The 19,290-nt window shown below is 66.9% G+C and carries 20 protein-coding genes; 5 read left to right on the top strand and 15 right to left on the bottom strand.

Annotation, left to right across the window (positions count from 1 at the left end; translation table 11 throughout):
* Positions 1-16: 16 nt before the first annotated feature.
* The 4 genes from AC3A3Q_RS13340 to AC3A3Q_RS13325 form a co-directional block, all read right to left on the bottom strand.
* On the bottom strand, positions 17-1,015 hold the full coding sequence (locus tag AC3A3Q_RS13340; protein WP_487586702.1) for an NADPH:quinone reductase: 999 nt from the start codon (positions 1,013-1,015) through the stop codon (positions 17-19).
* A 137-nt stretch (positions 1,016-1,152) separates the two neighbouring features.
* Positions 1,153-1,545, bottom strand: coding sequence for a GFA family protein (locus AC3A3Q_RS13335; protein ID WP_487586701.1), 393 nt, complete (start codon positions 1,543-1,545; stop codon positions 1,153-1,155).
* Between the two features lie 14 nt (positions 1,546-1,559).
* On the bottom strand, positions 1,560-1,946 hold the full coding sequence (locus AC3A3Q_RS13330; protein WP_487586700.1) for a VOC family protein: 387 nt from the start codon (positions 1,944-1,946) through the stop codon (positions 1,560-1,562).
* A gap of 36 nt (positions 1,947-1,982) precedes the next feature.
* Positions 1,983-3,080: a Gfo/Idh/MocA family protein gene (locus tag AC3A3Q_RS13325; protein ID WP_487586699.1), complete on the bottom strand. Its 1,098-nt coding sequence runs from the start codon at positions 3,078-3,080 to the stop codon at positions 1,983-1,985.
* Between the two features lie 148 nt (positions 3,081-3,228).
* Here AC3A3Q_RS13325 and AC3A3Q_RS13320 point away from each other — a divergent pair, with 148 nt between their 5' ends.
* A complete protein-coding gene (locus AC3A3Q_RS13320) occupies positions 3,229-4,059 on the top strand; it encodes a methyltransferase, TIGR04325 family (RefSeq protein WP_487586698.1) in 831 nt (276 codons plus the stop codon).
* Positions 4,060-4,165: 106 nt separating this feature from the next.
* Complete coding sequence (locus AC3A3Q_RS13315) at positions 4,166-5,416, top strand: threonine synthase (RefSeq protein WP_487586697.1); 1,251 nt, start codon at positions 4,166-4,168, stop codon at positions 5,414-5,416.
* Positions 5,417-5,536: 120 nt separating this feature from the next.
* Here the strand turns inward: AC3A3Q_RS13315 and AC3A3Q_RS13310 are convergent, their stop codons facing one another.
* From AC3A3Q_RS13310 to AC3A3Q_RS13285, 6 genes are all read right to left on the bottom strand, one after another.
* Positions 5,537-6,802: a M24 family metallopeptidase gene (locus tag AC3A3Q_RS13310; RefSeq protein ID WP_487586696.1), complete on the bottom strand. Its 1,266-nt coding sequence runs from the start codon at positions 6,800-6,802 to the stop codon at positions 5,537-5,539.
* A 59-nt stretch (positions 6,803-6,861) separates the two neighbouring features.
* A complete protein-coding gene (locus AC3A3Q_RS13305) occupies positions 6,862-7,461 on the bottom strand; it encodes a DUF6151 family protein (RefSeq protein ID WP_487586695.1) in 600 nt (199 codons plus the stop codon).
* A 75-nt stretch (positions 7,462-7,536) separates the two neighbouring features.
* Complete coding sequence (locus AC3A3Q_RS13300; protein ID WP_487586694.1) at positions 7,537-8,796, bottom strand: RNA polymerase sigma factor; 1,260 nt, start codon at positions 8,794-8,796, stop codon at positions 7,537-7,539.
* A gap of 4 nt (positions 8,797-8,800) precedes the next feature.
* Positions 8,801-9,154 (bottom strand): YciI family protein, encoded by a 354-nt coding sequence (locus AC3A3Q_RS13295; protein ID WP_487586693.1) that lies wholly within the window; start codon positions 9,152-9,154, stop codon positions 8,801-8,803.
* Between the two features lie 115 nt (positions 9,155-9,269).
* Entirely contained in the window at positions 9,270-9,620 is a 351-nt protein-coding gene (locus tag AC3A3Q_RS13290) for a DUF1304 domain-containing protein (RefSeq protein WP_487586692.1), read from the bottom strand.
* Positions 9,621-9,670: 50 nt separating this feature from the next.
* The gene (locus AC3A3Q_RS13285; RefSeq protein ID WP_487586691.1) at positions 9,671-11,053 is read right to left on the bottom strand and encodes an NTP/NDP exchange transporter; all 1,383 of its coding nucleotides are present in this window, start codon (positions 11,051-11,053) and stop codon (positions 9,671-9,673) included.
* Positions 11,054-11,265: 212 nt separating this feature from the next.
* Here AC3A3Q_RS13285 and AC3A3Q_RS13280 point away from each other — a divergent pair, with 212 nt between their 5' ends.
* Entirely contained in the window at positions 11,266-12,846 is a 1,581-nt protein-coding gene (locus AC3A3Q_RS13280; protein ID WP_487586690.1) for a GMC family oxidoreductase, read from the top strand.
* Positions 12,847-13,039: 193 nt separating this feature from the next.
* Positions 13,040-14,413: a serine hydrolase domain-containing protein gene (locus AC3A3Q_RS13275; RefSeq protein ID WP_487586689.1), complete on the top strand. Its 1,374-nt coding sequence runs from the start codon at positions 13,040-13,042 to the stop codon at positions 14,411-14,413.
* 302 nt (positions 14,414-14,715) lie between these two features.
* Here AC3A3Q_RS13275 and AC3A3Q_RS13270 read toward each other — a convergent pair whose 3' ends face one another.
* On the bottom strand, positions 14,716-15,165 hold the full coding sequence (locus tag AC3A3Q_RS13270; RefSeq protein ID WP_487586688.1) for a hypothetical protein: 450 nt from the start codon (positions 15,163-15,165) through the stop codon (positions 14,716-14,718).
* Between the two features lie 554 nt (positions 15,166-15,719).
* On the opposite strand from AC3A3Q_RS13270, the gene AC3A3Q_RS13265 reads away from it, so the two are divergent.
* The gene (locus tag AC3A3Q_RS13265; RefSeq protein ID WP_487586687.1) at positions 15,720-16,154 is read left to right on the top strand and encodes a hypothetical protein; all 435 of its coding nucleotides are present in this window, start codon (positions 15,720-15,722) and stop codon (positions 16,152-16,154) included.
* A 228-nt stretch (positions 16,155-16,382) separates the two neighbouring features.
* Here AC3A3Q_RS13265 and gcvH read toward each other — a convergent pair whose 3' ends face one another.
* From gcvH to AC3A3Q_RS13245, 4 genes are all read right to left on the bottom strand, one after another.
* Complete coding sequence (gcvH, locus tag AC3A3Q_RS13260) at positions 16,383-16,778, bottom strand: glycine cleavage system protein GcvH (protein ID WP_200604203.1); 396 nt, start codon at positions 16,776-16,778, stop codon at positions 16,383-16,385.
* A 118-nt stretch (positions 16,779-16,896) separates the two neighbouring features.
* The gene (locus AC3A3Q_RS13255; RefSeq protein ID WP_487586686.1) at positions 16,897-17,523 is read right to left on the bottom strand and encodes a DsbA family protein; all 627 of its coding nucleotides are present in this window, start codon (positions 17,521-17,523) and stop codon (positions 16,897-16,899) included.
* 19 nt (positions 17,524-17,542) lie between these two features.
* Positions 17,543-18,664 carry a glycine cleavage system aminomethyltransferase GcvT gene (gcvT, locus tag AC3A3Q_RS13250; RefSeq protein WP_487586685.1) on the bottom strand — a complete coding sequence of 374 codons (1,122 nt, stop codon included), beginning with the start codon at positions 18,662-18,664 and terminating at the stop codon, positions 17,543-17,545.
* 98 nt (positions 18,665-18,762) lie between these two features.
* Entirely contained in the window at positions 18,763-19,284 is a 522-nt protein-coding gene (locus AC3A3Q_RS13245) for a hypothetical protein (RefSeq protein WP_487586684.1), read from the bottom strand.
* Positions 19,285-19,290: the final 6 nt, after the last annotated feature.

Raw genomic sequence — 19,290 nt, 5'->3', positions numbered from 1 at the left:
CAGGTGGCGCGTCAGATCATGGCGTTGCATCGCCTACTGCAAGCAGGACGTTGCCCATCACGCGTCCGGACTCGACCGCTTCGTGTGCCTGTGCGATTTCCTCCAAAGGCAACCGCAGCGCGATGGCATGCTGCAGCGTGCCGGTGGCGGCCCATTCGTGCAGGCGTTCGATGGCCGCGGCACGATCGGCGCCGGACAGGTTGTAGACGATGAAGAACGACAGGCGCACGTTCTTCAGGATCGCCGGCACGAACGGCACCTTGATCTCGCTTGCGCCACTGCCATAGACGACGATGCGCCCTTCCGGCGCGAGCATGGCGAAGTCCTGTTCGGCATTGGCGGCGAAGTCGACCTCGATGATGCAGTCGACGCCGTGGCCGCCGGTTTCCTCGCCGACGCGTGCGACCAGGTCCTCGTTGCGGTAATCGATCACCGCATCCGCGCCAGCCGCTCGCGCCCGCTCTGCCTTCTCGGCGGAACTGACCGAGGCGAGCACCTGGCTTGCACCCGACAGCCGCGCCATCTGCACGGCGTAGTGCCCGACGGCACCCGCGCCACCGGCGACGAGCACGCGTTTGGCGGCGACACCGCCATCGACCATCACCGCATGGCAGGCGGTGAGTGCGGGAATGCCGAAGTTCGCGCCGACGTCCAGCGCGATTGCGTCCGGCAAGGCCACCGCCTGTGCGGACGGCAGCACGATCCATTCGGCGGCCGTTCCGTCGGCGCGGCCCCAGGCCCCGTTCCAGATCCACACGCGCTCGCCCAGGCGCTGGGCCGGCACTCCGTCGCCCAATGCGTCGACGACGCCGGCGCCGTCACTGTGAGGGACGACCCGTGGGTATGGCAGCGTGCTCGATCGCGTACCTGCGCGCGCCTTCACGTCGGAGGGATTGACCCCGGACCAGGCGACGCGGACACGGACCTCACCGGGCCCCGGCTCGGGGCGGTCCTTGTCGATGATGGCAAGCACGTCCCGGGCGGGCCCGGTGCGGGAGTAGGCGGCAGCGCGCATGTCGGATTTCCTGCGGCCTTGGGGGGATAGCCGCAGGCGCAGCGTACGACTGTGTCGACGGCCTCTCCAGTACCACCGCCGGAACACTGCGCGCGTGTCGGTCGCCTTGTAACGGGACCTGGCACCGTGCGTGCCAGCTACTCCTCGAAGCGACCGGTGTCTTCGCGGTCGCGCTCGTAATGTCTCGTTAGCGGGAACGGCGGCAACCAGGATTCGCGACGCACGATCCAGCTCTCGTAGGTCGGCATCAGCTGGTCCGGGGCATCCAGCGACCCCAGGTTCACTTCGACCTCGTCCGAGCTGCGCCCGAAGACGGTCGAACCGCAGCGGGGACAGAAATGACGTCCGGCGTACTCGCGCGTCTCGCCCTCGATCGTCACCGCATCCTCCGGAAAAATCGCGGACGCGTGAAACAGGGCGCCATGATGCTTGCGGCAGTCGAGGCAATGGCAAAGGCCAACCCGGTACGGGCGACCGGATGCCACGATCCTGAGGTCACCGCACAGGCAACCGCCAGTGAACCGGTCCATGCGCGATCTCCTGCTCACTGCCCCGCGGGGGGCTGCCAGAGTTCGATCTTGTTGCCTTCCGGGTCCATGACCCAACCGAACTTCCCGTATTCGGAATCGTCTGTCTTTTCCAGGACGCTGCATCCTTCGTCTCGAAGGGCCTGGAGCAAAGCAGCGAGGTCATCGACGCGGTAGTTGACCATGAAGGTCGACTGGCTCGGTGCGAAGTGTCCGCCATCGGCGGCGCCGATGGACCAGATGGTCGTTCCGCCCGTGGGAGCTCCCGATGCATCGGTCCACGTGAATGCCGCACCGCCCCATTCCTGGACATCGATACCCAGGTGCTGCTGGTACCAGGCGCGCAATGCGACTGGATCCCTGGCGTTGAAGAAGATCCCGCCGATACCTGTCACCCGCTTCATCCGAACCTCCCAGTGCGAACACGTGAATGAAACCGGTCAAGCCAGGGACACCGTCTTTCCCGTGCGCACCGACTCATAGATGGCCTGCATGATGCGCACATCGCGCAGGCCCTCCTCGCCGGGCACCTTGGTGGGCCTGCGTTCGATGATGCATCGCGCGAAGTCGTCCATCTCGGCGGCAAACAGGTCGATCTCGGGAAAGCGGATCTCCTTGCCGTCGCTGCGACGCCCATGGTTGCCGCCGTAGAAGAACGCCGGATCAAGCTCGAACCAGCCGCGTTCGGCGTTGACGCGCAGGTTCTGGATGCGGCCAGCCTTGTAGCTGGTGCTGCAATACGCGACCACGCCGCTGGGGAACCGTGTGGTCCAGACGACGCTCTCGTCGACCTCGGCGAACTTCACCGGGTCGGTCGTGGTCTGCAGCGCGGACACGGCGATCGGCTCCTCGCCCGTCAGATAGCGCGTGGCCTGCAATGCGTAGATGCCGACGTCCATCAGCGCGCCGCCGCCCGCCAGCGCACGCTTGAGGCGCCATTGGTCGGGCACGCCGACGTCGATGGCGAAGCCGGCCTGGACGATGGTGGGCTTGCCGAACACCTCTTCACGCACCAGACGGATGCACTCGAGATGGTGCGGGTCGTACTGGCAGCGGTACGCGGTGCCGAGCAGGCGACCGGCGCTGCGGCAGGCATCGATCATCTGCTGGCAGCGCTCGACCGATATTTCCAGCGGCTTCTCGCAGAACACGTGCTTTCCCGCCTGCGCGGCCTGGATCGTGTGCTGCGCATGCAATGCATTGGGCGTCACGACGTAGACCAGGTCGATGTCGTGGTTGTCGGCCATCCGATCCATCGTGTCGTACGAATAGACGCTGCCGGCTGGAATGCCGTACTTCGCCTTCCATGCCTCGGCCTTGGCCGGCGTGCCGGTGATGATGCCTGCCAGGCGGCAGTGCCGCGTCTTCATCAGCGCCGGCGCGATCTGGTCGGTACTGAGCTTGCCCAGGCCGCAGATCGCGACACCGAGCTTGCCCGACTCCTGCGCGCGGGCACGGGTGGAACTGGTGCTGATGAAGGGGGCCGCCATCGCGGCGGCCGTGGAAGCCAGGAACTGACGACGGGATACCTCGGGCATGGCCGGTCCTCGAACTGGGCACGCGAAAGGTACCTGCGCCGAGGGCTGGCCGCCAGCGGGCTGTCAGCCCATCTGTCGGGTACGCGTCCCATTCCCGGCGCAATCCGCGTTTGATGAATACCAAGGGGGGCAACCGAAGGGGAAAACCATGGAACACGAGTTGACCAACGTGGCCCACAAGCTGCGTCGAATCGCGCGGGAGAGTGCAGAGCTGCCTGGGCTGCGCACGCTGGCCAAGGCGCTCTACAAGTGGATGTACAGCCGCCCAAACCGCAACGGCAACGACTACTACGGAGCCTTCGACTCACGCGCCCAGGCCCTGGCTGCGGCACCGGCGATGCCGACGACATACGACCAGCCCTCTGCCGGCAACATGTACCTGGACCGGCACAAGCGCATCAACTGCAGCGATTACCCGATGGTGTACTGGCTGTCGAAGCTGCTCACCGAGGACCGGCATCGCTTGTTCGACCTGGGCGGCCATATCGGAGTCAGCTACTACGGCTTCCGCAACTACATAACCTATCCGCAGTCGCTGCAATGGCACGTTCACGACGTGCCCGCGGTAGTGGATGCGGGTCGTGCCTGGGCGTCACAGAACGACCCGGATGGCATGCTGAACTTCGCCGACACCCCCGAGGCAGCAAGCGGCCACGATGTGCTGATTTCGTGTGGTGCCCTGCAGTATCTCGAATACACCTTGCCCGAACTGCTGGCGTCGCTGCCCAACCCGCCGGATCACGTACTGGTGAACCGCACGCCCATGCACCCCAAGCGCGGTTACGTCACCCTGCAGAAGATCGGCATCGCCGTACTTCCCTACCGGGTCATGGCCAAGCCGGAATTCGTGGATGCGATGGGAGCACTCGGCTACGAGGTGATGGATCACTGGATGTCGAAGGAGCGGCACCTGGAGGTTCCGTTCGAGCCGGAATGCACGATCGACCACTACTCCGGGTACTACTTCAAGCGCGCCTGAGCCGCCAGCGATAGCCTGTCATCGCCACGATGGGCGCGCCGTCGCGTGGTTGCAATCCAGGCGCGGGGCTGCGACAACGACGGACCTCCGATCGGGTCCGCCGCCCATGTCCTACGTACGCTGCGTTCGCGGTATCGCCTCCGGCGTCGAGTATCCCGCCGACGTACCAATGAACCTCGATCCGGTCGACGGCCGGCCGGTCGAGATGGTGCTAGACCTCGAGCGACTGGCGCGCGAGAAACCGGATGCGGCGTGGTATCACCCGCAGCGTCGCGACCTGTGGCGCTTTGGCGCGTTGATGGCGCTCGATGCCGGCGATCCGGTCGACGCCGCGCATCTCGTCCCGCTCGGCGAAGGCGCGACCCCGCTGCTCGATTACTCGACGCATCCGGTCGCGGCAAAGGCAGGCCTTGCGCTCCAGCTCAAGGACGAAGGCAAGGCGCACCCCGGCCACGGTGCGAACCCGACGCAGAGCTTCAAGGATCGCGGCATGGCGATGGTGGCGGCCCAGGCGCGACGCCTTGGCCTGACCAGGCTCGCGGTGCCGACGCAGGGCAACGCCGGCGATTCGCTCGTGCGTTACGCGCTCGAGGGCGGACTGAGCGTCGTTGTCGCAATGCCGGACGACACGCCGATGCCAATTCTCGGCGGCGTCGCCGCGGCCGCCAAGCGCCATCCCGATCGCGTGATCCTTGAGCTGGTCGGCCCGACCATCCGCGAGGCCGGCGCGTTCCTCAAGGAACGCTACATCCCGAATGGCTGGTTTTCCGTCGCGACATTTCAGGAGCCGGGGTGGCGGATCGAGGGGAAGAAGTCACTCGGCCTTGAACTCGCTGAGCCGGCGCCCGGCGAAACGCGCTGGTCGTTGCCCGATGCGGTGATCTATCCCACCGGAGGCGGTACCGGCGTGCTGGGCATGTGGAAGGCGTGGGACGAGCTCGAGGCACTCGGCATGATCGGTTCGCGACGCCCGCGCATGCTGTGCGTGCAGAGCGCACGAACTGCCCCGCTCGTACGTGCGTTCGACGACGGCGCGGCGGACACGACAATCGTCGAGGCGGGCCAGACCCTCGCCGTGGGTCTCAACGTGCCCGGCGGCGTCGGTCATTTCCGTGTGCTGGACATCATCCGGGCGAGCGGTGGCGCTGCGGTCGCGGTCGATGAAGCCCGGATAGAAACCGAACTCGCAACGGAGTGGCGCCGCACGCACGACTGGATCTCGCCGGAGGGCGCAGCCTGCCTCGCGGCCTTGCCGCAGCTGCTAGACCGTGGCCTCGTCCGGCGTGGTGAGCGCGTGGTCGCGGTCAACACCGGTTCCAGCGAGAAGTACCTGCCGACACTGCGCCACCTGCTATGACGGCACCAGCTTCGAGCCTGTCTGCCCGGCTTTACTCGCTCGACCGAGGGAGAACATCTTCTGCAGATTCGGCAAGTCGGAGCAAATCAAGGCCAGGACGTGGCGCTTGCGTGGAACCGATCAGATCGGCTCGTCGATCGACCTGGCCAGTTCAGTGAAAAGTTTCGGCCCCGTCTCGGTCATGTACCAGCAATCTTCCATCCGGACGCCGAACTCGCCGGGGATATAGAGCCCAGGTTCGTCGGAGAAACACATGCCCGGTGCCAGTGGCGTGGTGTCGCCATGCACGAGGTATGGCGGCTCGTGGCCGTCCAGGCCGATGCCGTGGCCAGTGCGGTGCGAAAGACCGGGCAACCGGTAGCCGGGGCCCCAGCCTTCCTTTTCGTAGTAGGCGCGTACGGCATCGTCGATGGCACCCACTGGCGTGCCCAGCTTGGCGGTCGCCAACGCAAGCTCCTGGCCGCGCTTGACGGTATCCCAGACCTTTCGCTGTTTCGCGGTCGGCTTCCCGATCACCCAGGTTCGCGAAATGTCCGATTGGTAGCCGCGCACGGTGCAACCCACGTCCATCAGGATGACCGAGCCTTCGCGCAGGGTCTGCGGCTGCCTGGAGCCGTGCGGATAAGCGCTGGCCTCGTTCAACAGCACGAGGGCGAAGCCCGGCACGCCGCCCAGTGCCGCCGTGGCGGCATCGGTCATGGCCGCGATCTCGTCGGGGCGCATGCCGGGACGGACGTTGCCATGGACGTGGCGCAGCGCCGCCAAGGTGACGTTGTTGGCGGCTTGCATCAGCGCGAGTTCGGCCGGCGACTTGATCAGGCGCACGGCTTTGACCAGGGCATCGCCGGACACCACCTGATAGGCACCGGCGCTTGCCTCGCGCACGCCGTCGACGATGAAGAGGCGCGTGGTGGATTCGAACGCTATCGGGCCGGAGGTAACACCGCGGTCGCGAAGGGCGCCAACCAGGAGAGTGAACGGGCTCTCGTGCTCATTCCAGGGCCGCACGTCTCCATCCACCGCCAGAGACTCGCGGACCGAGGGAACTTCGAAGGCCGGGGTCACGACGACGATATCGCCACGTGCCGGAATCACTGCGGCAGTCGTGCGCTCCGAGCGATGCCACTGGACCCCGGTGAAGTAATCCAGGCTCGAGCCTGACTCCAGGATCAGGGCACCGATCTTCTGGTCGACCATCAGCCGTTGCAGCTTGGCGATCCGCGCCACGCGCTCCTCGACCGAAATCGGCTTGGCGCCGACAGTCAGCGAGGTCAAACCAGGCACTCCGGCAGGTGCGGCATAGGCAGCCCGGCCGACCATCGAGAGGGCGGCCGACGCGGTGCCGGCGGCGGCTATGGCTGCACTGAGAAAGTCGCGACGACGCATGGAGTCTCCGGACGGTTGCCTGAGGATGCTTCGCAGTATGACGCCGGAACCTGCCTCTCCTACAACGGGGCAACGTCCTGCTCCAGCGCGGTGCGCTGGTCACGGCTGATCACTTCCGGCTCGCGCAACGCACGACCGCTGGCGTCGAAGAATGGCGAGGCGCGCTCGCGCCGCAGACGGGCGCCGATGATGCCGGCGACGATGCGCAATCCGCCTGTGATGAAGACCAGCGGCGTCGCTCGGACCGGTGCCGTGGCCGACTTGTTGCTCAGCACGATACGACCGGCCGGCCCAAACGCCTTGTCCACCGCCTCCGGCGATGCATCGAAGCAGACCGTCACCAGGCCCGCGTAGGGCACCTTGGGATTGCGCGGCGTATTGCCCAGTGGCGTGCGGCAGCACGACGCGTACCAGCGCAGCAGTCCGTTCGGACTGAGGGACATGCACGCAATGTGCTCGGCGCCGGAAGTGAAGCGGACGGCTGCCGGTGCCATCGCGACGATGTCGGTACCGCCGCCGGCATCCAGCACGCCGGGCTGTCCCAGGAAGCGTCCGTAGGCACGGCAATCCTTGCAGTAACAGGTTGCGCGCGTGTAGGCGCGACGGGGATCCATTTCGCCCGCCACCGCTCCGCAGCGGCATCGCAGTTGCATCGTCATGCCTGTGGTCTCCATCAAAGAATCCTTCTCCTTCCGGACCCGGGCGACTCTAGCATTGGCCCCGGCCTCTATCGATCAACCGTCCAGCTCGCGCAGCCTGCGCTCGATGAAGCGCCGTTGCGGTGCCTGCTGCGTCAGTTCCAGCGCCCGCAGGTAGGACGCACGCGCCTGGCCGGTTCGCCCCAGCCGCCGGCACAGATCGGCGTGTGCCGAGTGCGCGAGCGGGTATTGATGCAGGTCGCCACGCGCAAGCAAGGCTTCGATGAGCACCAGACCCTCAGCGGGTCCGTCGCGCATCGCCACCGCGACGGCACGGTTGAGCTCGACCACCGGCGAGGGGTCGGCGCGCAATAGCAGTTCGTAGATCGCGACGATCTGCGCCCAGTCGGTGTGCGCGGCGCTGGTGGCGGCGGCATGAACCGCCGCGATCGAGGCCTGCAGGCTGTACGGGCCAAAGCGACGCGACGCGCGGATCCGCTGCACCAGTGCCAGGCCTTCAGCGATCAACGGGCGGTTCCACAGGCTGCGGTCCTGCTCGTCGAGCAGCACCAGGTCGCCGTCGGCGGTCGCGCGCGCCGGCCGTCGCGATTCGTGCAGCAGCATCAGTGCCAGCAGCCCGAGCGTCTCCGGGTCGGGCAGCAGTTCCACCAGCAAGCGGCCCAGCCGGATCGCCTCGCAGCAAAGGTCATGGCGCGTCAGCGACTCACCCGACGTCGCCGCGTAGCCCTCGTTGAAGACGAGGTAGATCACCTGCAACACGTTGTCGATGCGCTGTGGCAGCTCTTCGCGGGACGGCACCTGGTAGGGGATCCGCGCCTGGCGGATCTTCGACTTCGCGCGGACGATGCGCTGGGCCACCGTCGGCGCGGAAATCAGGAACGCGCGTGCGATCTCCTCCGTGGTCAGGTCGCAGACTTCGCGCAGCGTAAGCGCGACCTGCGCATCGGCGGACAAGGCCGGATGGCAGCAGGTGAAGATCAGGCGCAGACGGTCGTCCTCCACGTCCTCGTCGAGGGCGGCGCCGTCTTCGATGTCGCTGTAGAGCCGGTCTGCGATCTGCGCGAGCGATGCGTCGAAGCGTGAGCGCCTGCGCAGGCTGTCGATCGCCTTGAAGCGTCCGGCCGACACCAGCCAGGCGCGTGGCTGCTCCGGCACGCCCTGCTGCGGCCATTGCTCGATCGCGGCGCGGAACGCATCGTGGAGTGCCTCCTCGGCGAGGTCGAAGTCGCCGAGGAGGCGGATCAGCGTGGCCAGGACGCGACGCGATTCGAGCCGGTAGACCGCGTCCAGCCGCTCGCGGACGGGGTCGCCACTGCGGTCGCCGAGGTCGCTCACGCGTCTACCGCTCGAACTCCATCACCGGTCGCACTTCGACGCTGCCGAAACGCGCCGACGGGATGCGCGCGGCAATCCGGATCGCCTCGTCGAGGTCACGGGCCTCGATCAGGAAGAAGCCTCCCAGCTGCTCCTTGGTCTCCGCGTATGGGCCATCGGTGGTGGAGGTTCGGCCGTGACGGACCCGAACGACCGTCGCGCTGCTGACCGGCAGCAGGGCTTCGCCACCGAGCAGGTGCCCGCTCTGGCCGAGCTCATCGGAAAGGGCGAAGTACTCGCCGAGGATGGCGTCGACCTCGTCCTTGGGCATCGCATCGAACAGCTTCTCGTCGTCGTAGATCAGGCAGGCGTATTTCATGGTCGGCTCCTGTGAGGATTGCGCCGGGGCGCGGCAGGGCGGCCGGTTCGTGCCGCCTTGCCGGATAGTCGTCCCCGGGGGCCGGGATTCGACATCCCGCTCCGGGCGATTCACTTCAGCCCGCGCACACCGCGACGATTGCCGCCAGCGCCGGCATCGCCTGGACGAAGAAGATACGGCGATTCACCGTCGCCGCGCCGTACACGCCGGCCACGACCACGCAGCCAAGGAAGAACAGCGCCACGTCGCTGCGATGCCCGGCGATCGACCACGCCAGGCCGGCGGCAAGGAAGCCGTTGTACAGGCCCTGGTTGGCCGCGAGCACCTTCGACTGTTCGGCCTTCTCGAGCGACTGGCGGAAGACCTTCAGCCCATAGGGCCGGGTCCACAGGAACATCTCCAGCACCAGGAAGCCCAGGTGCAGCAGCGCCACCAGCGCGATCAGTACGACTGCGAGCAGGGACATGCCGCTTCCTCCATGGCGCCAGCGCGCAGCTTACGCCGGCCACCCGGCAATCACGACGGACTCTTATCGTCTGGCAGCGTGCGCTGCTCGCGGATCACCTTCCATGCGCCGAACGTCAGGCCCAGCGCGACGGCCATGCCGGCGACGAACACCAGCCGCGAGCCGAACGCCGACAGCGCCTTGTGCAGCCAGACGAAGGTCAGGTCGCCGCCGCGATACACCACCGTGTCGATCACCGCCTTGGCCTTGTAGCGCGATTCGCGGTCGACGCGGGTGTAGATCGTTTCGCGGCCGGGCTTGGCCAGCGAGAACTCGCCGGCGCGCGTGGCCACCTGCACCATCGCCACCAGCAGCGGCACCGGCGACAGCGCCAGCATCGCGTAGCCACCCAGGATGGCGAACGCCGGGATCAGCAGCGTCGGTCCGACACCATAGCGGCGCAGCAGGAAGCGGGTGAGCAGCAGCTGCACCAGGATGGTCACGGTGTTCACTGCGCCGTCGATGATGGAGTAGTACCGCGTCGCAGCGCGCGCATCGGGGTAGAACGCTTTCACTATGGCCGCCTGCTCGTTGTAGAGCAGCGTGCCGACGCCGACACCGAAGAACACGGTGATCGCCAGCGCGCGCAGCAGCGGCCGCTGCCAGACCAGGCGCAGGCCGGCCACGATCGAACCGCCCATGGCGGACTCGCCGTCGACGCCGCCGCTGAGCTGCTCGCGCCGGATCGCCCACTTGCGCAGTTTCAGGATGCACAGCAGGCATACCACCAGGAAGCCGGCCGACACCAGAAGCAGGTTGGCCACGCCGATCGTGCCTACGAGGCTGGTCGTCAGCAGTGGACCGACCAGCGCGCCGATCGTGCCACCCGCGCCGATGTAGCCGTACAGGCGCTTGGCGTGATCGTTGTCGAACACGTCGGCCATGAAGCTCCAGAACACGGCCACCGCGAACAGGTTGAACACCGCCACCCAGATGAAGAACAACGCGCCGCGCCCCGGCACGTCGTGGTCAAAGGCCCAGTAGAAGCCGAGCAGGCAGGCGATGAAGACCAGGTACACCGCCGGCAGGAATACCCGGCGCGGGAAGCGCGACACCAGCGCGCCATACACCGGCTGCAGCAGCACCATCGTCAGGAACGTGCCGGTGAACAGCACCTGCAGCGTGAAGTCCTTCAGGGCGAAGCCGTGCGCCGCCGCCCAGTCGATGCTGGCCTGCGGGAATACCGTGGCGACGTCGCCGGAGGCACCCATGGCGTCACGGACCGGACGCAGCACGTAATAGCCGCACAGCAGGCAGAAGAAATACAGCAGCGACCACCACAGCGGCGGCGACTCGCGAAGCGCGGCCTGGAAACTTCGCAGATGCCCGCCGCTGCGGCCATCATTGCCCGGGCCGTCGCTGACCGCGCCCTCGCCGTGCCCGCCTGTCGCCATGTTCCGGTTTCCTCGCGGCCGGCCGGCGCGCTGTGGGTTGGGCGGATGATAGGGGAGCGCCCGACAAGGCGTGAAGTCGCCGCGGGAGCGGCCACAGGCGCGGTCGCCGGGTTGCCCCTGCCCCGCACCGTCGGCCGGGAGCATTTGCTCTAATGGCCCCCCTTACGGTCGCTCGGCTGTAGGGCAGTCTCCACGAGCAGGGCGCAGGCAACGTGTTCGATTACATCATCATCGGTGCCGGCTCCGCCGGCTGCGTCCTCGCCAATCGCCTGTCCGCCGATCCCGACGTCCGGGTGCTGCTGGTCGAAGCAGGCCCGCGCGACAGCCATCCCTTCATCCACATGCCCGCCGGCCTGGCCAAGCTGGTCAACAACAAGCGGGTCAACTGGGATTACCACACCGCTGCCGAAGCACAGCTCGACAACCGGGTGCTGTGGTGGCCGCGCGGCAAGGTGCTGGGCGGCTCCAGTTCGATCAATGCGATGTGCTACACGCGCGGCGTCGCCGGCGACTACGAAGAGTGGGCCGAACTCGGCGCCGACGGCTGGGACTGGAACTCGGTGCTGCCCTACTTCCGCCGCAGCGAGCGCAACCAGCGCGGCGCCGACGCGCTGCATGGTGACGAGGGCCCGCTGTACGTGTCCGACCTGCGTTACAGCAGCCCGCTGTCGCAGGCCTTCATCGAGGCAGGCCACCAGGCCGGTTATCCGCTCAACCGCGACTTCAACGGCCCCGCGCAGGCTGGCTTCGGCCTCTACCAGGTGACGCAGAAGAACGGCGCCCGCTGCTCCAGCTCGGTCGCTTACCTCGATCCGATCCGCGAGCGTCGCAACCTGACCATCGTCACCGATGCCCAGGTCAACCGCATCACCTTCGAGCGCGGCCGCGCCAACGGCATCATCTACACGTCGAAGGGCCGGGCTTTCCATCAGCCGGCGGCGCGCGAGGTGCTGCTGTGCGGCGGCGCCATCAACTCGCCGCAGTTGCTGATGCTGTCGGGCATCGGCCCGGCCGCGCAGTTGCGACGCAACGGCATCGACGTCGTTGCCGACGCACCGCAGGTCGGCGAGAACCTGCAGGACCATCTCGACATCTGCACGCTGCAGCACGCCACGCAGCCGGTGACCTACGACCGCCTCAACGACGCCAAGGTCGCCTTCGACTACTACCTGCGCGGCCACAGCGGCGTGGGCAGCAGCAACATCGCCGAGGCTGGCGCGTTCGTGCGCTCGCGCTTCGCTACCGACGACCGTCCGGACATCCAGTTCCACTTCGTTCCGGCGATGCTCGACGACCACGGTCGCCATCGCCTCGATGGCATAGGTTACACCGTGCACGGCTGCTTCCTGCGACCGCGCAGTCGCGGCCGCATCACCCTGGCCAGCGCGCGCGCCGGCGACAAGCCGCGGATCGAGGCCAACTACCTCAGCGATGCCGAAGGCTTCGACATGAAGATGATGGTCGAGTGCGCAAGGCTGTCGCGCGACCTGCTCGCGCAACCGGCATTCGATGCTTATCGCGGCGCGCCGATCTTCCCCGCGCGCAACGATCTCGACGACGCGCAGCTGATGGAATTCATCCGCGCCAAGGCCGAGACCATCTACCACCCGGTCGGCACCTGCCGCATGGGCCACGACGAGGCCTCCGTGGTCGACCCGCAACTGCGCGTGCGCGGCGTCGAGGGCCTGCGCGTGGTCGATGCATCGGTAATGCCGACCCTGATCGGTGGCAACACCAACGCGCCGACGATGATGATCGCCGAGCGTGCCGCCGACTTCATTCGCGGCAGCTGAGGCATACCGGGGCGTTCATTTTGCGCAGTGCCAGCGCGGGCAAAAATCTGAACAGGTGCCAGCAAGGCCCACGAAATGAGATGTCCGGCACTTATCCCAGTCAAATCAGTCCGGTGAGTCCCATAGCTGCCACAACCCCTGAGATCGGAGCTAGAATCGGGCCGGATCGCAGCACGTACAGGCGCTCAGGGCCATGAATACCAATAACAAGAAGCGCTCCCGCGCCCTACCGCGACTCGGCGCCATCGCCCTGCTGCTGCCGCTTACCCTGGGCTCCACCGCACAGACCCCTCTGCACTGGAACCCGCAGCCGAGCGCGCCCAGCGTCGCGGCGCAGGGCAGCGTCTCCGTCACCACCCGCAATGCACAGCTTCCGCCGGCGGCACCGCTCGCAGCCGGATTCGATGTTCGCCAGTTCGAATCGATGGCGCAGCAGCTGGTCGCTGGCCAGCGCGTCCCCGGCCTGGCGATGGCACTGGTGCACAACGGCCAGATCATCAGCGCGCGCGGCTACGGCATCACCGACGTCAGTCACGCCACCGCGGTCGACTCGCATACCGTGTTCCGCCTGGCATCGCTGTCGAAGAGTTTCGCCGGCACGATGACCGGCCTGCTGGTCAATGACGGCTCGCTGCGCTGGGACAGCAAGCTGGTGCGCTACCTGCCGAGCTTCCAGCTCAGCGATGCGTCCGCGTCGCAGCAGCTCACCGTCGCCGACCTGCTCAGCCACCGCGTCGGCCTGACCCACAACGCCTTCGACCGCGACCTCGAGCGCTTCACCGATTACCGCACCCTGACGCAGAAGCTGGCCTACGCGCCGCTCAAGTGCGCACCGGGCACCTGCTACAGCTACCAGAACATTGCCTTCAGCCTGATCGGCGACGTGGTGTTCGCGGCCACCGGCGACTTCTATGCGCAGGAAGTGCAGCGCCGTCTGTTCAAGCCGCTGGGCATGAACGACGCCAGCCTCGGCCTGGAAGGCATCCAGGCCAGCCCGAGCTGGGCGCGTCCGCATGTGCGCGGGCGCGGCGGCTGGGTGTCGACGATGCCCAAGTCGACCTACTACCAGGTGCTGCCGGCCGCCGGCGTCAACGCCAGTGCCAGCGACATGGCGCAGTACCTGCTCGCCCACACCGGACATCGCCCCGACGTACTGCCGGCGCCGCTGCTGGCGACGCTGCACCAGCCGCTGGTCGATACCCCCAGCGAGATGCGCGGCTCCTCCTGGCGCCGCCAGCGTCTTACCTCCGCCGGCTATGCGCTGGGCTGGCGCGTCTACGACTATGGCGGCCATCGCATCGTGTTCCATGGCGGTGCGGTGCAGGGTTACCGCGGCATGATCGCGATGGTGCCCGACCGCGACTTCGGCGTCGCCGTGATGTGGAACAGCGAGAGCTCGCTGCCCTCCGGCCTGGTGCCGACCATCCTCGACCGCGCACTGGGCCTGCCGCAGCAGCAGTGGCTCGACGACGACATCGACGAGACCCTCTACGCGGACGCCGCGCAGCCGGCATCGCCGAACGCACCGGGCAGCCAGGCACAGACGGCCAGCTCCGCTCCGCGTTGATCACCGTCATCCCGGCGCACGCCGGGATCCAGGCTCGCGAAACTTCAGCCCACTCACCGTAATCCCGGCGAAAGCCGGGATCCACGTTGACGTTGCGCGTGTGCGGTGGCGCAGAGCAACAGCAAGGTGGGTCCCGGCCTTCGCCGGGACGACGGAACTGAAAGAGTGACGGCCTGGCTCCCGGCGTGCGCCGGGATGACGGAGTCCGGGTCGGCGAATACTTCCGGATCCCCAAAAAAAAACTCTCCCCCCGCCTGGGCTGCGGGGAGAGAGCTGGATTACGGCAATCGGGACTTTCTTATTTAGATCATCGGTGCCGGGGTGGCCGGCATTGCAGCAGCGACAGACTTCTTGGTCGACTTGCGGCGGGCCGCCTTCTTCTTGGCAACCTTCTTCACGGCCTTCTTGGCGGCCGACTTGCGGGCACCGGCCTTCTTGGCGGCCTTCTTGGCAACCTTCTTGACGGCCTTCTTGACGGCCTTCTTACGGGCGGTCTTCTTGGCTACGGCCTTCTTGGCAACCTTCTTGACGGCCTTCTTGCGGGCGGTCTTCTTGGCTGCTGCCTTCTTGGCGACCTTCTTGACGGCCTTCTTCACTGCCTTCTTGCGGGCAGCGACCTTCTTGACGGCCTTCTTGACGGCCTTCTTCACTGCCTTCTTGCGGGCGGCTACCTTCTTGACAGCCTTCTTGGCTACCTTCTTGGCGGCTTTCTTGGCAGCGGGCTTCTTCTTCGCAGCTTTCTTCATGGCCATGGGATGGCTCCTCGTCAGTGGTTGATCAGAGATTGATCAGTGGTCTTGCAGGTCTATAAAGCCCAGTAGAACTTGCTGAACTAGTCGGGTGCGTCCAGGCCGATGGAGCCGGTCTGTTCGCGCCCGGGCCGCGGGAGTCGGACCCGCGTGCAGCCGCCGACACGCAACGCGCGCCGGTACGGATGAGGCGCCCGCCAGACGGCGGGCAAACAAAAACCCGGACCGCCGAAAGCGAGCCGGGTTGGATGAAACTCGATACCTGCGCCTTTGCGAAAACCCGTTTCGCGAAGGAAACGATCCCTGCTTCCACCGTGTCGACTGCCCGGTCGGAGGTTCGTTTTGTACCGCGAGTTGTTTCTTTGTTCGTACTCACTCGCTTCCGCAGGAGACGTCTGCTGGGCGAAACCTAATCACGCTTTTTCATACTGTCAACACATTGGCCGAATTTTTTTTCAGGCCGGCTTGGCACCCGACCCGGCCAGTCGGCGCCGTCGGCGACACGCCGCGACACGTGCGCTTCGCACGACGATCGCCGGCCTCGCCAAAATGTTTTTATGAAACTGCTTTATTTAAGGGGTTTGCGAAAACAGAAACTGGCGCATGCGCAATCGGCGGCGAACTCGCACGCCTTCGGCATGCCGATCGAAACGCGCTCCGCGGTCGGGCAAACGCCCCCTGTCGGAAGGTGCATCGAGGTGCTCCGGTTTCGCGTCGCACAAGCCGATTTGCGCGAAAGTGCGCGAACTTTTCCGGCGCCCGCCGACCGCACCGAGGCATCGGTCGAAGCAGTTCGGCGTCGTCGACGACGCATCGTTGGCGTTCGCTCGGATGCTTCGACTCGCCCTGTCGCCGATGCCGTCGAGGTGCGAGCGGCATCCCGCGATGTCGGTTCGCGGGAGCGCCGACATGCGTTCGGGATGTCGCAGCGAGTGCGTCGGCGGGCACGTACCGGTGCCTGCGAATCACCTCATCGTCACTTTCCGAACTAGATGGCGAGGCTGCGGCGGACCACGTCGATCACGACTGTCGAAGCACAACGTCCCAGGCTTTCCGCCTTCGCGGGAATGACGCGTGGCTCCGACGGCGCCGGCTCGGGCGCAATCACGACGCCGCGCCCCGAAACGCAAACCGGCCGCACGTGGCGGCCGGTGGCGGGATCGGTCGTGATCGCACGACCGCCTGTTGCTCGCCACCCTGCGGGGTGGCGAGGCGGTGACTCAGTTGTCTTCTTCTTCGAGCAGCTCGGCGTAGTCGTCGGGCGCCAGCAGCTCGTTGAGCTGATCCGGCTCCTCGATGGCGACGGTGAAGATCCAGCCTTCGCCGTAGGCGTCCTCGTTGATGGTCTCGGGCTTGTCGGCCAGCGCCGCGTTCACCGCGGTCACCTTGCCGGTCACCGGCGAGTAGACGTCGGAAGCGGCCTTGACCGACTCCACCACGGCGCAGGCGGTGCCGGCTTCGACGCGGTCACCGACGTTCGGCAGCTCGACATACACCAGGTCGCCGAGCAGGCCCTGTGCGTGGTCGGAGATGCCGATCGTGACTTTGCCGTCGCCTTCGACGCGTGCCCACTCGTGGGACTTCATGAACTTCAGATCGCCGGGAATTTCACTCATGACTGGCCTCGAACTCTACGGGGGCTACTGGGGACGGCGCCTAGTTTACCGACGCGGAAGCAACATGCGAGAGGTGGGAGACGAACGGATCGGCCCGGCCAGAATCGTGCCGAACCGATCATGCCGGATCGACCCGGTAAGGCGCACGCCCGCTGAGCAGCGCATCACGCAGGTCGTCGATGCGGTCCTGCCCCCAGAACGGTTCGCCGTTGAGCACATACCCGGGCAGGCCCGGCAGGTCGGCGGCGATCGCATCGGCGGTGTTGCGCGCATAGATCGCCTCGACGGCGTCTTCCGCCGCCAGCGCCATCACGCGCTGCGCATCGACGCCCTGCGCGGCGAGCAGCCCGGCGACCACGCCCGGGTCGGCCAGGTCCTGGTCGTTCGCCCACAGCGCGCGGAACGCGGCCTCGGCGTAGTCGGAAGGATCGTGACCGGCCTCGACCAGCGCAATCAGGCAGCGGTCGGCCAGGGCGATGTCGACTGGCCAGAACTTCGGCTTGAGGTTCAGCGGCAGGCCGCGGCGCGCACGCCAGCGCTGCAGCTCGACCAGGCGGTAGCGTTGCCGCGCCGGTGCGCGCTTGCCCAGCGGCAGTCCGCCGTTGGCATCGAACAACTCGAAGATCCTGATCGGCCGGTGCACCAGGGTGGCGCGGCATTCGCGCGCCACCTGGCGGATGGCCGCATGCCCGAACCAGGCATACGGCGAGATCAGGCTGTAGTAATAGGTGACCGTCGCGCTCATCGCTGTCCCCGTCGCCGGCTCAGCCGAGCACGCCGTCCTGGGCCTTGCCGTCGCGCACGAACGGGAACTTGACCACGCGCACCGGCACTTCCTTGCCGCGGATGTCGACGCGGACGTTGCCGGCGGTGCCCAGCGGAATTTCGCCGGCCGGCACGCGCGCGAACGCGATCGCCTTGCCCAGCGTCGGCGAGAACGTGCCCGAGAGGATCTCGCCCTCGCCGTTGTCGGTGAGCACCTTCTGGCCGTGGCGCAGCACGCCCTTCTCGTCCATCACCAGGCCGATCATCTGGCGCGGTGCGCCGGCGGCCTTCTGTGCTTCGAGCACGTTGCGGCCGATGAAGTCGCGACCCTCGTCGAGCGCGACGGTCCAGGCCAGCGCGGCTTCATACGGCGAGACGTCGTCGTCCATGTCCTGGCCGTACAGGTTCATGCCTGCTTCCAGGCGCAGCGTGTCGCGCGCGCCCAGGCCTGCCGGTTTCACACCCGCGGCGAGCAGCTCGTTCCAGAAGGCGACGGTCTGGTCTTCCGGCACGACGACCTCGAAGCCGTCCTCGCCGGTGTAACCGGTGCGGGCGACGAACACGTCGGTGCCGCCCTGCGTGCGTGCCTGCGCCGCGGCGAACTTGCCGAGCTTGGCGACGGCGGCGCGGTCTTCCTCGCGCAGCAGGCCGAGCACCTTCTCGCGCGCGGTCGGGCCCTGCACGGCGATCATGCCGAAATCGGGACGCTCGGTGACGGTCACGTCGAATGCCTTGGCCTGCTCGCTGATCCACGCCAGGTCCTTGTCGCGCGTGGCGGCGTTGACCACCAGGCGGAAGAAGTCCTCGTCGCGGAAATAGATGATCAGGTCGTCGATCACGCCGCCGCGCGGGTTGAGCATGCAGGTGTACAGCGCCTTGCCCGGCACCTTGAGCTTGTCGACCGAGTTGGCGACCAGGCGGCGCAGGAACTCGCGCACGCGCGCACCCTTGAGGTCGACCACGGTCATGTGGCTGACGTCGAACATGCCCGCGTCGCTGCGCACGAGGTGGTGCTCCTCGATCTGCGAGCCGTAATGGATCGGCATGTCCCAGCCGCCGAAGTCGACCATCTTGGCGCCGAGGGCGCGGTGGGTGTCGTTGAGGATCGTCTTCTGGGTCATGGCTCGGGGGATCTGTCAGGGGCGAGCCCGCAATTATCTCACCTGCGGACGTGCGCCTGCAGACCATGCTGTGGGGCATGGTTTGCCGGGCCTGCCCCCTACTCGTTGCCGCCTTCGTTGTAGCAGCGCACGCGGCTCGGGGCGACGCGGACGAACTTGCCGGTGGCACGGTCCAGGCGGACCGCCCAGCGCGTGGCCGGGAGCATCTCCAGCTGGGCCGCATGAACGGTGCCGGTGTCGATGATCGCGATCAGCCCGGCGTCGTCGACGCCGTCGCGCTGGCAGGTGGCGATGACCACCAGCTCGTCCCGGCGCAGGATCGGATACGGCACCGCGTCGGTGATCCGCCAGCGCGGCTCGTCACCGAGGCGATCGACGAACTCCGAGGCGAGCAGCTTCAAGGTGCGGTCTTCGGCATCGTCGAGGGTGGAGATGCTGCGCGCGCAGACCTGGCCCGGCTCGCTGCCGGAGCCGACGCAGCTGCCGGTGTTGGATTTCATTCCCTCCGGCCAGGGCGGCACGATCATGCCGACCAGGGCCGGCTCGGCCGCCGACACCGATGCGGCGATCGCTGCAGCTGCAATGAAACACGACATCGCGAGCAGTGCCGATCGACGCATCTCTTC

The sequence above is a fragment of the Lysobacter sp. Soil_C_59 genome (genome assembly GCF_057656415.1).
This window is presented reverse-complemented; position numbering and strand designations above follow the sequence as displayed.

Coding starts and splice junctions, on each gene's coding strand:
- AC3A3Q_RS13310 (WP_487586696.1), bottom strand. CDS start 6,802: ATGCGTCGTCGCGACTTTCTCAGTGCAGCCATAGCCGCCGCCGGCACC.
- AC3A3Q_RS13340 (WP_487586702.1), bottom strand. CDS start 1,015: ATGCGCGCTGCCGCCTACTCCCGCACCGGGCCCGCCCGGGACGTGCTT.
- AC3A3Q_RS13275 (WP_487586689.1), top strand. CDS start 13,040: ATGAATACCAATAACAAGAAGCGCTCCCGCGCCCTACCGCGACTCGGC.
- AC3A3Q_RS13315 (WP_487586697.1), top strand. CDS start 4,166: ATGTCCTACGTACGCTGCGTTCGCGGTATCGCCTCCGGCGTCGAGTAT.
- AC3A3Q_RS13295 (WP_487586693.1), bottom strand. CDS start 9,154: ATGAAATACGCCTGCCTGATCTACGACGACGAGAAGCTGTTCGATGCG.
- AC3A3Q_RS13335 (WP_487586701.1), bottom strand. CDS start 1,545: ATGGACCGGTTCACTGGCGGTTGCCTGTGCGGTGACCTCAGGATCGTG.
- gcvH (WP_200604203.1), bottom strand. CDS start 16,778: ATGAGTGAAATTCCCGGCGATCTGAAGTTCATGAAGTCCCACGAGTGG.
- AC3A3Q_RS13285 (WP_487586691.1), bottom strand. CDS start 11,053: ATGGCGACAGGCGGGCACGGCGAGGGCGCGGTCAGCGACGGCCCGGGC.
- gcvT (WP_487586685.1), bottom strand. CDS start 18,664: ATGACCCAGAAGACGATCCTCAACGACACCCACCGCGCCCTCGGCGCC.
- AC3A3Q_RS13265 (WP_487586687.1), top strand. CDS start 15,720: ATGAAACTGCTTTATTTAAGGGGTTTGCGAAAACAGAAACTGGCGCAT.
- AC3A3Q_RS13320 (WP_487586698.1), top strand. CDS start 3,229: ATGGAACACGAGTTGACCAACGTGGCCCACAAGCTGCGTCGAATCGCG.
- AC3A3Q_RS13305 (WP_487586695.1), bottom strand. CDS start 7,461: ATGACGATGCAACTGCGATGCCGCTGCGGAGCGGTGGCGGGCGAAATG.
- AC3A3Q_RS13270 (WP_487586688.1), bottom strand. CDS start 15,165: ATGGCCATGAAGAAAGCTGCGAAGAAGAAGCCCGCTGCCAAGAAAGCC.
- AC3A3Q_RS13330 (WP_487586700.1), bottom strand. CDS start 1,946: ATGAAGCGGGTGACAGGTATCGGCGGGATCTTCTTCAACGCCAGGGAT.
- AC3A3Q_RS13245 (WP_487586684.1), bottom strand. CDS start 19,284: ATGCGTCGATCGGCACTGCTCGCGATGTCGTGTTTCATTGCAGCTGCA.
- AC3A3Q_RS13255 (WP_487586686.1), bottom strand. CDS start 17,523: ATGAGCGCGACGGTCACCTATTACTACAGCCTGATCTCGCCGTATGCC.
- AC3A3Q_RS13325 (WP_487586699.1), bottom strand. CDS start 3,080: ATGCCCGAGGTATCCCGTCGTCAGTTCCTGGCTTCCACGGCCGCCGCG.
- AC3A3Q_RS13290 (WP_487586692.1), bottom strand. CDS start 9,620: ATGTCCCTGCTCGCAGTCGTACTGATCGCGCTGGTGGCGCTGCTGCAC.